Consider the following 11,583-nt stretch of genomic DNA (forward strand, 5'->3'; position numbering starts at 1 on the left):
CCCGGCAGATATGGATGCAGTTCATGCAGTTGCAAAACGACATGACTTGCTAGTTTTTGAAGATGCCTGTCAGGCACATGGTGCAGAGTATAAAGACGGCACATGCGGGTCTCTTTCCGATGCTGCTGCCTTCAGCTTCTATCCGACAAAAAATCTTGGTGGATTTGGAGACGGTGGCTGCTTAACAACAAGCAGTGAAAAAATTGCAAATACAGCACGCCAGCTTCGTAGCTATGGCGCCGCAGTAAAGTATCATCACGACATTGTGGGCTTTAACTCCCGCCTTGATGAAATGCAGGCTGCCTTATTGCAGTTCCTCCTCCCCAATTTACCAGAATGGAATGAAAAGCGTCGAAAATTAGCTGCGCTCTATCTTGACCAATTATCATCTATTGAAGAAATCGCACTACCTGTGGTAGATAAACATTCGGTACCAGTTTGGCATGTTTTTCCGATCATGGTTCCAGCAGAAAAGCGCGATTCTTTTTGCAAATATCTCTCAGAAAAAAATATTGGCTACAATATTCACTATCCAATTGCTATGCATTTGCAGCCTTGTTGCAGCCACTTACAGTATAAAGCAGGAGATTTTCCTGTTGCTGAAAAATTGGCAGATTGCGAAATCAGTCTGCCTCTAGACCCGTACCATACTACCGATGAAATCAATTTTGTTATCAAGGCTATTCTAGATTATTTCGCGTCTGATGCCGTAGAAGACTAGACCGCCACGTAAACCATATGGGGAACTCATGGAAAGTTTAAAATTTAAACGCGTGCTGATTAAACTTAGCGGCGAAGCACTTGCTGGCGACGGCAAGTTTGGTATTGATCCGGAAACAGTTGCAGGCGTCTGCGCTGAGATTGCTGAACTCGCTGATATGGGATTGGAGATTGCTCTCGTTATCGGCGGCGGTAATATTTTCCGTGGTCTTTCCTCCTCTGCAAAAGGTATGGAACGTTCCTCTGCTGATTACATGGGTATGATGGCAACCGTGATGAACGCAGTTGCTGTTCAGGATCACCTTGAAAAACACGGTCACCCGACCCGCGTTCTTTCTGCTATTACTATGCAGGAGGTATGCGAGCCGTACATTCGACGCCGTGCTGAACGCCATTTGGAAAAAGGCCGCATTGTTATTTGTGCAGCCGGTACTGGCAACCCATTTTTCACTACCGATACCGCAGCAGCACTGCGTGGTATGGAATTAAAATGTGAAGCTATCATTAAAGCTACCAAAGTAGATGGCGTTTATGATAAAGATCCTGTAACAAATGAAGATGCAGTTATGTACAAGTCCCTCAGCTTTATTGAGGTGCTTCAGAAAAACTTGCGAGTAATGGATTCTACTGCCATTTCGCTGTGCATGGAAAACAATGTGCCAATTTTGGTTTGTAACTTGTTCAAGGGTGACGTTCGTAAAGTTATTCTTGGCGAAGATGTTGGTACAATCGTACACGGAGGCTAATCATGGATGATATCTTACTTGATGCCGAAGACAGAATGGAAAAAGCGTTAGTTGCACTTGAACGTGAATTTACCCGTTTACGCACCGGTCGCGCACACGCCAGCCTTGTTGATCACATTATTGTTGATTACTACGGCGCACCAACCCCTATTGGACAGCTCGCATCCATTGCTGTTCCAGAAAGTCGCACCCTTACTATTCAGCCTTGGGATAAAGGTGCTTTTCCTCTCGTAGAAAAAGCTATAATTAACTCTGACCTTGGTCTGAACCCAATGAACGACGGTAAACTCATCCGCATCTCTATTCCGATGCTGACTGAAGAACGTCGTCGTGAGCTTGTTAAATTAGCGAAGAAAAGCGTTGAAGATGCAAAAATTGCTATCCGTAACGTTCGTCGCGATGCTAACGAGCAAATGAAAAAGCTTGAAAAAGCAAAAGACATTTCCGAAGATGATTGCCACCGTGGTCAGGATGACGTTCAGAAACTTACTGACGCATTCGTTGCAAAAGCAGACTCTAAAGGTAGCGAAAAAGAAGCAGAAGTCATGGAAATTTAATTTCCGGATTGCTTCGGCTGAATTTCAGTCATAAAAAGGCCGGATATTGCATCCGGCCTTTTTTGTTAGATTGACATAACACGCCGGATTCGCTTTCTTGACGGGAGACAGGCTTTCCCCTTATAACTCAACGTTTCTTTTACTACTCAAACGCATGTTGAGGTGTGTTTTGTCAAATTCACAATTACTGGACTGGGCAGCCCCCGAAGCTCTTCCTGTACATGTTTCATTCATCATGGATGGAAACGGACGCTGGGCAAAGCGTAAGGGTGACGAGCGCACGACAGGACATCGTGCCGGCTCTGACACCGTACAGCGTATTGTGCGAGAATCCCGTAAACTGGGTATCAAACATGTGACCCTGTATACGTTTTCACGCGAAAACTGGTCTCGTCCTAAAAAAGAAGTCAGTTTTCTTTTTGAATTGCTCGTAAGCTTTTTGAAAAAAGAACTTCCTTCCATGATTGAACAAGACATTAAGCTCAACATTTTCGGTGAAATGAGTGATTTGCCGCTTGCTGCGCGCACCGCCTTGCAGCACGCCATAAAAAAAACCGAAAAGAATACCTCTATGACGCTTAATCTTGCCTTAAACTATTCTGGTAGAGATGAGATTATCCGTGCTGCAAAGCAGCTGGCTACTGATGCAATTTCTGCGGACGAAATCACTGAAAAGACATTTGCCGCAAGACTTTACTCTTCCGGCGTTCCTGACCCTGATTTGATGATCCGCACGAGTGGAGAGGTTCGCCTTTCTAATTTCATGCTTTTCCAGCATGCTTACAGCGAAATGTATTTCACCGAAACTTTATGGCCGGATTTCTCTATTGAGGAATTCCACGACGTGCTTAAGGCTTACACCGCACGAGAACGCCGCTTCGGAAAGACTGGAGACCAGCTTAACAATGACTAATTCACACAGACAACGTTGGATGACTGCGCTTGCTGCATTCCCTCTACTTATTGCCGTTCTTGTTATTGGCGACTGGGCACTGCTCGCAGGGCTTCTTGCTGCAAGCGTTGTAGGACAGTACGAATTTTATTCCATGTTCTGGCCTCGCAACGAGAAAATGACACTCAAACTGGTTGGCTGCCTCATGGGCATTGCTATCCTCATTGCGTCATACCTCGACATGCCGAATGTTGTTATCGGCTTTCTTGTGCTTACTTTCTGGATCAGTAACTTTGCCTTTCTCGGTAAATACGGCATCAGCATGCGTGATGATGCAGACTTTACCCAATCGCAAATTATTACTGGCGGTGTTCTTTATCTGCCACTGCTCTTACAGGCAGCATTCAGCTTTCAGCGTGTGGAACTCATCCTTGTACTGTTCGCAGCTTTTGCATCAGATATCGGTGGATTTTACGCAGGTCGTTTTTTCGGTAAAAACAAAATTTGGCCTCGCGTCAGCCCTAAAAAAACTGTTGAAGGTTCCCTTGGTGGAATGCTTGCTTGTTGCGTAATCACACTGGGCATAGGACTAACCTTCGGAACTGCTCCTTGGTATGCTCTTATTATGCTCGGCATTATGCTTAACTGTGCATCACAGCTTGGCGACTTTTTCGAATCTGCACTCAAAAGAACCGTTGGCGTAAAAGATTCCGGTGCAATCTTACCGGGTCACGGCGGCGTGCTTGATCGTATTGATTCAATTCTTCTTGTGCTGCCTACCTACTGGTTTGCACAAAGCATTTATCCATTCTTTTAACTATCAGACAGGAATGACTTATGGGTGATACACATAAGCACCAGTCCCTTGACCTTGAGCATTTAGACGACCATCTCGAGCGGGTTACCTCAATCATTGGTGACTACATCAAGCACATTTCAGATGCGCCTGTAGTTACACAAACTCCAATGGAAGATATTAGAGAATCCTTGTTTGAAGATATGCCTATGGATGGCACGTCACCGGATGATGTTCTAGATCAGGTTGAAAAGTCCTTCAAGTCTGCATGTACCCGAATCGGACATCCCCGATTTCTGGCATGGATCACTACCAGCCCTTCACCTGCGGGTACTCTTGGTGAATTACTCAGCGTCGGATTCAATCAGGCACCGCTGCTCTATAAGGGCAGCCCGCCTGCTACAATTTTAGAAAAAGTTGTGCTCGGCTGGTTTGCTGACCTGTTTGGATATCCTGACACATGGGGTGGAACGCTTGTTTCCGGCGGCACTGTTGCCAACCTTATGGGAATGACTGTCGGACGCCACACGCATGCTCCGGAAGTTGCAGACAAAGGAATGCAGGCTCTCGAAAAGCCCCTTACTGTCTACGTCTCCGATCAGGGGCATATGTCCATCTATCGCTCAGCCATGCTTCTCGGAATCGGACATAACAACGTGCGCAGCGTTCCTACCGATGATAACTGCCGCATGATCCCTGAAGAACTTCGCCGCATGGTTGAAACAGACAGAGTGGCTGGTATGCAGCCGTACTGTGTTATTGCGCAGGCCGGTGCAGTTTCCACAGGGTCGGTTGATCCACTCAATGCCATTGCAGACATCTGCGAAGATATGAATCTATGGCTGCACGTAGACGCCTCCTATGGCGGCGCTGCCATGATTTCAGACAAACTTCGCCCTCTTCTTGACGGCATCGACCGTGCAGATTCCATTGCTGTTGACCCGCACAAGTGGTTTTTTATTCCCCTTGAATGCGGCATCACACTCTTTAAAAATAAGAAACAGCAAAAAGAAACTTTTATAGCGAAGGCCGTGTACCTTGGTCAGGAAACAGACTGGGATTTGAAAAATACCAACTTCCAGCTTTCCAGACAGGGACGAGCTCTCAAGTTATGGTTTGCCTTCAAAACATACGGCGTTAAACGCCTTGCAGAAATTGTGGATCGTAACCATGGACATGCAAAACTTTTCCACAAACTCACAACGGACTCCCCTAACTGGGAAACAGTGTGCGATGTTGAACTCTCCATGGCTTGCGCCCGCTATATTCCTGACAACTGTTGTTCATGGTCAGAAGCGGAACTGGACAACCTTCAAGTTGCCATCTTAAGCGAATTGGAAAAGAGTGGTCTCGGTTTTATGACACCTGCCCGCATTTGCGGCAAAGGCGTTATCCGTCTGTGCGTTGCTAACCATCGCACCACTGACGACGACATTACGCTGCTTTACAACTTTATGACCGAGACAGGCGCAACGCTTGCTGCTCAACACGCCTAGGACACCTAGTGATACACTATATATCATCAATGCCGGATGCGACGTACGCGGCTACATTTCCGCGCTCAATAGTTATAATGGGATCAACAGGTTCCATTGGTACAAACGCGCTCAAAGTTATTGAAGAACAGCCGGAACAATTTACTGTCGTCGGTTTAGCTGGTGCCCGCAACGTTACACTGCTCGCAGAACAAGCTAATCACTTGCGTCCACCATACCTCGCAGTCCTGACTGATGATGCAGCCACTGAACTTCGCACAAAACTTTCTGCCGGATATTCTCCGGAAATCCTTATAGGTGGCGACGGCTATGCAGAAATGGCACGATTGGACGAAGCATCCACCGTTCTGTCTGCACAGGTTGGCGCAGCCGGTTTACGAGCTACCTTTGCAGCAGCAGAGGCAGGCAAAGTAATCGACCTTGCCAACAAAGAATCTCTGGTACTTGCTGGAGATCTTATCCGCGAAGTCTGCCAGCGCACAGGGGCAGTACTGCTACCTGTTGATTCCGAGCACAACGCTATATTTCAAGCTCTTTCAGGGCATGACTCCGCAGAAGTCCGCCGGATCATATTAACAGCCTCCGGTGGCCCTTTTCGTGGAAAACAACGCGACTTCCTGTCTACTGTCACCAGCAAAGAAGCGCTTGCTCATCCAAACTGGTCCATGGGACCCAAGATCAGCATTGATTCCGCAACGCTTATGAATAAAGGCTTAGAAGTCATTGAAGCCTATCATTTATACGGTGTTCCGCTGGACACTATTGAAGTTGTAGTGCACCCTCAATCTATCATTCATTCGCTTGTCGAATACAATGACGGTTCTCAAATTGCCCACATGGGCCCTCCCGACATGCGTATCGCCATAGGCTACTGTATCGGCTGGCCAAAAATCATGAAAACCGGCGTTACGCCGCTTGATTTAATTTCCTGTGGTGACTTGACCTTTGAAAAACCTGATATACTATCTTTTCCGTGTCTTGAACTGGCACGAGAAGCATTACGGGGCGGTAAAGGACTCTGCGTAGTTCTTAACGCTGCAAACGAAATTGCTGTTGATCTTTTCTTAAAAGACGACATCAGCTTCCTGCAAATTCCAGAGCTCATCAAAAAAGCTATGGACGCACACGACATGGTCACCCCAGCTTCTATCGAAGACATCATAGCGCTGGATACTGCGACACGCGAACGCTCCTTAGAATGGGCTCGCACGCTGTAGCCGGCACTACTTAACTTACGGAGTATCTAAGCAGTATGCTAAGCAGTGCAATCGCAATCATTCTTGTTCTTGGTGGACTAATATTTTTCCATGAACTCGGGCACTTTAGTGTGGCCCGTGCATTTGGTGTGGGCATCCGCACCTTCTCTCTTGGATTTGGTCCTGCAATTTACAAGTTCAAGCGTGGTAGAACAGAATACAGACTCTCCGCAGTACCTCTTGGCGGGTACGTCTCCATGGTCGGGGAAAGTCCTGACGATGACATTGACTCTCCTGAAAATAGCGAATTTACAGAAGTAGACAGCTTTGTAAAACGTAAGCCCTGGCAGCGCATGTGCATTGTAGCTGCGGGTCCTATTGCAAACCTGTTACTTGCATTTTTAATCTACTGGGCACTCTTTGTCGCAAACGGACAATTCCAGCTTCTTCCTGAAGTAGGTAGTATTCGCCCAGATAGTCCTGCCGCTGTTGCCGGTATGGAAACAGGCGACTCAGTTTCGTCCATCGGTGGAAACAAAATTCAATACTGGGAAGACATTTCCAACACCATCACTCAGAGCGGCGGCAAAGAAATTGTCATTGTCGTTAATCGCGATGGAAAAGATCTGGAATTAAACGTCACCCCTTCCCTGCTTTCCCGTAAAAATCTTTTTGGTGAAGAAGAAAAATCATACCTGATCGGTATTCAGGCAGCAGGCAAGACTGAGCGAATTCAGCTTGGCTTTATCGGCTCCGCCACTGCTGCGGCTGACCAAACATGGTCTATGACCATGCTTACCGTTGAAGGCTTTGTAAAACTTATTGAGCGCGTGATTCCTGCTGACACAGTCGGCGGACCTATTATGATTGCTCAACTTGTAAGCCAGCAGGCAGAACAGGGCCTTGTGGCCGTTCTTGCTCTTGCAGCACTTATCAGCATTAACTTAGGTGTACTTAACCTGCTTCCAATACCTGTATTGGATGGTGGCCACATCGTAATGCTTGTATATGAAATGATCGTGGGTAAGCCTGTCCCTGCCAAAGTCATGGACTACTCTATCCGCGTCGGTATTTTCTTACTGTTAACTCTCATGGTATGGGCTACATTCAACGATGTCCGCAGACTCTAATATTACGCTTGTTTTTAATAGTGCAGAAGCCCGTTTGCAGATTGTTTGCGGACAACAGGGACAACTGCTTTTTTCAAAAGAACTCTTTTCCCCGCGTCAAGGTATGCAGGTTCTGATACCGGCACTCATGGACGGTCTGGAAAAGATGTCGTTATCTCTTAACAACATAGGTAAAATTGCCTGTGTTCGCGGCCCCGGTTCATTCACCGGCCTGCGTCTTGTGCTTGCAACAGCACTCGGCCTTGCCCGCGCACACGGATTTCCTATGGCTGGCATCGACTACCTTCCTGCACTTGCAATGGATACCTGCGCAACTACAGACAAGGAAGTTTGGGTTGTTACCCACGCCAGACGCGGCCAAATTCACTATCAGGCATTTCAGGGAACATCTTCTGATGGTCTGCCGATTGCACTGATTGAACCGACCGCCGGTACAATTGAAGACCTTGCAGCCATAATTAACGCACGCGATACCGCGACTGTTTTGCTTGGTACAGGTGTTCAAAAAAACCGTGAATTCTTTGAAGCTGAAATTCAAAATGCAACGTTGCTCGGGGAGCGCTTCTCGCACCCCAAGCCAGAAACCTTGCTTGATATTTCTGCAACGCTTGAATACGGCGATGCCCCCGTTGAGCCTCTCTATCTGCGTCCATGCGATGCAGAAGAAAATCTCGATTACATCGTTTCAATGAAAGGTGTTGATCCGGATGAAGCACGCCAAAGGCTTGCACGGCTCACCACGACTTTACCAAAAGCATAGTGCTTTTTCTCTACGAGTTAAAAAGTCATTCGCGACTCTTGGTAACAGCACGTCATTAGTCTTAATTCAATAGAAAGGGTGGAGTTTCACAACTCCACCCTTTCTTTGTTTACTGCCCTCAAAAACCCTTTTTTGCCTTAATAAATACCATTCTCAACTCTCTACAACCTGCCAGTTACATTTCTTTATACGATCTTTACTATGTTCTTCTAAAGGCATCGCCTCAAATGCCGATACACTAAGTAAGCACGAATGGTGACGGGTACATACACCACCTTCAGCTTGGCATTCACTTTGCTTTATCCATAGGGGACAATTGCAAACAGGAAAATTTTGCCGCTTTTACATTACGGATTTTCCGTATAATGTTTGGCAGGTATGTTTGCCTTACTCCCTCTAGTATCAATAATAGTTTGTTAGAAGTTTATGAGGAGCACGCAATGAAAACGGCCGCACAAGCCTATTTTTCTACTCAGGTTTCCACTACCTCGCAGGGACAGTTGCTGATCATGCTGTACGAAGGCTGTATCAAGTTTTTGAATCAGGCCAAAACCAGCATTGAAGAAAAAGACGTGGCAAAAAAAGGCATGCTTATCACCCGTGCAATGGACATTATCAACGAGCTTGATAGTAGCCTTAACGCAGAAGCCGGTGGTGAAATTGCAAAAAACCTTCATGAGCTCTACTACTTCTGCAACACACGCTTGCTTAAAGCTAACCTGCTGATGGACACTGGCTGCATTGATGAAGTTATCAAAATTATCGACGGCGTGCGCGATGCATACGCTCAGATTATTGATACCCCAGAAGCAATTGAAGCTATGAAAAACAACGCCGCTATGCCGAGTACACAGACAACTGCGCACGCTAATTCTGGTGTATTCAGCCAGCAGCCCGTTCAATCTGCTCAGCCTGTTGCACAACCAGCAAAACGCGCCGGTGCTGCCATGTACCAGAAGATGGCAACATCCGCATAGGCGCACACAATTTTCTTTGCTTTTGAAAAGCATAAAAAAAGACCACGTCTTCTGATGTGGTCTTTTTTTATGCTCTAGGAATTTTTTTCCGTATACAGTCAGCTAAAACGCGGCGTTCTCTTCAGAACTATTTTCCAGTTCAATAGCTGCCCACTGCCTTGTCCACCCTTGCACCGGTTTTTTCATAGACCGTGCAATAGCTGTTGTCACAACCCACATGGGATCAGACGGCAGTCTGGTTTCTGCTTTAAATAATAAGAAGTCACGAGTCCTGTCTTTATCCATGTAGGCGAACTGGTTCATAGACCAAATCAACGCACCTGTTCTCGTGTCGTAAATATTAAGCGTAACGCCGAGTCGTGCACCTGTAACACTCCCACCGTCATAAAAATCTGTCAGCTCGCCCGTAATAGCAAACAATGCACCACGCTGACGCGCAAGACGCACTGCGTAGCTTGGAGAATATGACGTTGCAAGTTCACTGAATTCCAGCACCGTAAAAGGAGCATCGCGCAGCCATTCTCGCCAGAAACCTTTTGCCACTGCTGTGCCTGTCTCAAGCGGGTCGCGCAGGCTAACAGTCGGCAGGAACGGGAAAAACACTGCGGTTGGTGCAGCGTCCGGCTTTGTTTGCGGATATACGGCAACTTTAAGTCCACCACCGCGAACCCACTCATCCCATACGAAGGTATCATTCCAGTTCAACTCAGGCGTAAAACCGGAAGGAATAGGTTCTATTGAAGTTTGAACAGCAGGAGTAGAACAACCGCCGATTGTCAGTAAACCAACGCACATCATTACCAGCATACAAAAAGATACTATTTGTTTCATAACAGCCCTTACTCACAATGTCAGAAAAATGGCATTTCATTACCTATACCAAGACTTATGCAAAAAAAATGCCTGATAAAGACTTCAGTGAATCCACTGGGTATCTATCAGGCTTTTTATTCGATTTTTTTAAAACTTTCTTCTACTGAAGAATATCCGTAGCAACGGGCGTTGCTTGCATTGTATTAAGTAAATGTCGTTTTGAATCTACTAAAGACTCATGCAATTCCAATCGACGCTGTACGGAAAGCCTCCGAAATTCAGCCCTGCCCGTCAGTTCTATAAGCTGTCCTGTCTCTGATTGAATGCGTTTTATCCGATCAATGGGCGTAACTTCTTCGTTCGCAAACATTTCAGCCATCTGAGCTAACTCACACAGCTCAGCAGCCAATACTCGAATTGCTTCCGGTGATACCTTTTCTTTGTATCTAATACTGTCTTTAATACTGCTAAGTACTTTAGCAAGCCATGCAAACATGCTCGCAACTCCTTATGCTACATAAATGTAACCCCTGCAGCTATAGCAATGAACACTGAAGCTGCAAACAACAGAAGAACTATACCTACCAGTACAACTGATTTAAATAATGACAAATTATAACCAGTACGAACGCCACTAACATATAACAGTGGTAGGTACATAAGAGAGACAACGGCACCCAGTACAGGAATCAACAGCCAGCAAAACGCGCCGCTACTGTATGAAACTGTTTTTACACCAGTGCTGAATGGGACAGGATCGCCGCCTAACAACCTTGCTCCTACCGTGGTAGCAGCACCGAAGATAAGAGGCAGTAATAGCAAGCTGCTACCGAAAAGCAACATCATCGTCGGAGCGATATCGGACCATACCAATGTTTCAGGAACAAGTCCTTGCTGTGGCAATACAGGTTGTAGCGTAGCCATCACATCCGCCCAGTTGGCAACCAGCATTTGCAGTCCCACAGCTAACGCTACGCACGAAAGCACGCACATAAATAAAGAAAAAAACATTGGAAGCATCACAAGAGGCTTGGCATTAATGCCACGCCAAAAACGAACAGGATGCACAAACATACTACTGAATGTACCTGTTGCGCGTCCAAGAAAATTCAATCGAGAATCTTCCCAGGGAATAATATTGACCTGCGCGCCACATCCGGGAGCAAAGGATTCAGTACATTCCGGCTCATCACCCATTGCAGAAATAGCATCCCAAATGTCGGACTTTTCTTCTGTCTCAGGCACAATATGCGCAGAAGCTGCCTCTACTACACGGGATCCTTTTTCCTGCTCATGACGTCTGACGGCTTCATCTTCTGCATCTGTCGCGTCTATGGAGACAACACCACGTTCACGCAGCGCCTGTGCGGACGCTGAACGCTTCACAAATGTTTTCTGTTTTTCGTTCTCTGCGTCTGCATGTATTTCAACATGTTCCTTCAGAAACAACTTCGACGACGCTTCAGGAGCATTATCAGAAACAGAAAGAGGAGCACCTTC

General features: G+C 46.5%; 13 protein-coding genes. 10 read left to right on the plus strand and 3 right to left on the minus strand.

The window, feature by feature from the left end; genetic code table 11:
* From MKHDV_RS18025 to fliS, 10 genes are all read left to right on the plus strand, one after another.
* On the plus strand, window positions 1–721 hold a 721-nt coding region (locus tag MKHDV_RS18025; RefSeq protein ID WP_174239252.1), incomplete at its 5' end, for a DegT/DnrJ/EryC1/StrS aminotransferase family protein.
* A gap of 28 nt (window positions 722–749) precedes the next feature.
* Window positions 750–1,466: a UMP kinase gene (gene pyrH, locus MKHDV_RS18030; protein ID WP_160717813.1), complete on the plus strand. Its 717-nt coding sequence runs from the start codon at window positions 750–752 to the stop codon at window positions 1,464–1,466.
* A gap of 2 nt (window positions 1,467–1,468) precedes the next feature.
* Window positions 1,469–2,023 carry a ribosome recycling factor gene (gene frr / locus MKHDV_RS18035; RefSeq protein WP_160717815.1) on the plus strand — a complete coding sequence of 185 codons (555 nt, stop codon included), beginning with the start codon at window positions 1,469–1,471 and terminating at the stop codon, window positions 2,021–2,023.
* A gap of 154 nt (window positions 2,024–2,177) precedes the next feature.
* Window positions 2,178–2,936, plus strand: coding sequence for an isoprenyl transferase (locus tag MKHDV_RS18040; RefSeq protein ID WP_162859894.1), 759 nt, complete (start codon window positions 2,178–2,180; stop codon window positions 2,934–2,936).
* Window positions 2,929–3,732 carry a phosphatidate cytidylyltransferase gene (locus MKHDV_RS18045; RefSeq protein ID WP_160717819.1) on the plus strand — a complete coding sequence of 268 codons (804 nt, stop codon included), beginning with the start codon at window positions 2,929–2,931 and terminating at the stop codon, window positions 3,730–3,732. The genes MKHDV_RS18040 and MKHDV_RS18045 overlap by 8 nt, the downstream gene beginning before the upstream one ends.
* Window positions 3,733–3,752: 20 nt before the next feature.
* Window positions 3,753–5,207 carry a pyridoxal-dependent decarboxylase gene (locus MKHDV_RS18050; RefSeq protein WP_160717821.1) on the plus strand — a complete coding sequence of 485 codons (1,455 nt, stop codon included), beginning with the start codon at window positions 3,753–3,755 and terminating at the stop codon, window positions 5,205–5,207.
* Window positions 5,208–5,215: 8 nt separating this feature from the next.
* Window positions 5,216–6,424, plus strand: a complete 1,209-nt coding sequence (locus tag MKHDV_RS18055; protein ID WP_162859895.1) for a 1-deoxy-D-xylulose-5-phosphate reductoisomerase — start codon at window positions 5,216–5,218, stop codon at window positions 6,422–6,424.
* Between the two features lie 35 nt (window positions 6,425–6,459).
* Window positions 6,460–7,533 carry an RIP metalloprotease RseP gene (rseP, locus tag MKHDV_RS18060; protein ID WP_160717823.1) on the plus strand — a complete coding sequence of 358 codons (1,074 nt, stop codon included), beginning with the start codon at window positions 6,460–6,462 and terminating at the stop codon, window positions 7,531–7,533.
* On the plus strand, window positions 7,517–8,293 hold the full coding sequence (tsaB, locus tag MKHDV_RS18065; protein WP_160717825.1) for a tRNA (adenosine(37)-N6)-threonylcarbamoyltransferase complex dimerization subunit type 1 TsaB: 777 nt from the start codon (window positions 7,517–7,519) through the stop codon (window positions 8,291–8,293). Before rseP ends, tsaB begins: the two co-directional genes overlap by 17 nt.
* 440 nt (window positions 8,294–8,733) lie before the next feature.
* The gene (gene fliS / locus MKHDV_RS18070) at window positions 8,734–9,270 is read left to right on the plus strand and encodes a flagellar export chaperone FliS (protein WP_160717827.1); all 537 of its coding nucleotides are present in this window, start codon (window positions 8,734–8,736) and stop codon (window positions 9,268–9,270) included.
* A gap of 102 nt (window positions 9,271–9,372) precedes the next feature.
* On the opposite strand, the gene MKHDV_RS18075 is transcribed toward fliS, so the two are convergent.
* The 3 genes from MKHDV_RS18075 to MKHDV_RS18085 form a co-directional block, all read right to left on the minus strand.
* Window positions 9,373–10,101: a hypothetical protein gene (locus MKHDV_RS18075; protein ID WP_160717829.1), complete on the minus strand. Its 729-nt coding sequence runs from the start codon at window positions 10,099–10,101 to the stop codon at window positions 9,373–9,375.
* A 142-nt stretch (window positions 10,102–10,243) separates the two neighbouring features.
* A complete protein-coding gene (locus MKHDV_RS18080) occupies window positions 10,244–10,579 on the minus strand; it encodes a hypothetical protein (RefSeq protein ID WP_160717831.1) in 336 nt (111 codons plus the stop codon).
* 17 nt (window positions 10,580–10,596) lie between these two features.
* Window positions 10,597–11,583: hypothetical protein (locus MKHDV_RS18085; protein WP_216846961.1), on the minus strand; the 987-nt coding region annotated here is incomplete at its 5' end.

This window comes from Halodesulfovibrio sp. MK-HDV, assembly GCF_009914765.1.
Taxonomy (GTDB): domain Bacteria; phylum Desulfobacterota; class Desulfovibrionia; order Desulfovibrionales; family Desulfovibrionaceae; genus Halodesulfovibrio.

Bases quoted from the DNA above. Each gene is read 5' to 3' on its own strand.
- rseP (WP_160717823.1), top strand. From the start codon at position 6,460: ATGCTAAGCAGTGCAATCGCAATCATTCTTGTTCTTGGTGGACTAATA.
- fliS (WP_160717827.1), top strand. From the start codon at position 8,734: ATGAAAACGGCCGCACAAGCCTATTTTTCTACTCAGGTTTCCACTACC.
- frr (WP_160717815.1), top strand. From the start codon at position 1,469: ATGGATGATATCTTACTTGATGCCGAAGACAGAATGGAAAAAGCGTTA.
- pyrH (WP_160717813.1), top strand. From the start codon at position 750: ATGGAAAGTTTAAAATTTAAACGCGTGCTGATTAAACTTAGCGGCGAA.
- MKHDV_RS18045 (WP_160717819.1), top strand. From the start codon at position 2,929: ATGACTAATTCACACAGACAACGTTGGATGACTGCGCTTGCTGCATTC.
- MKHDV_RS18050 (WP_160717821.1), top strand. From the start codon at position 3,753: ATGGGTGATACACATAAGCACCAGTCCCTTGACCTTGAGCATTTAGAC.
- MKHDV_RS18040 (WP_162859894.1), top strand. From the start codon at position 2,178: ATGTTGAGGTGTGTTTTGTCAAATTCACAATTACTGGACTGGGCAGCC.
- tsaB (WP_160717825.1), top strand. From the start codon at position 7,517: ATGTCCGCAGACTCTAATATTACGCTTGTTTTTAATAGTGCAGAAGCC.
- MKHDV_RS18075 (WP_160717829.1), bottom strand. From the start codon at position 10,101: ATGAAACAAATAGTATCTTTTTGTATGCTGGTAATGATGTGCGTTGGT.
- MKHDV_RS18080 (WP_160717831.1), bottom strand. From the start codon at position 10,579: ATGTTTGCATGGCTTGCTAAAGTACTTAGCAGTATTAAAGACAGTATT.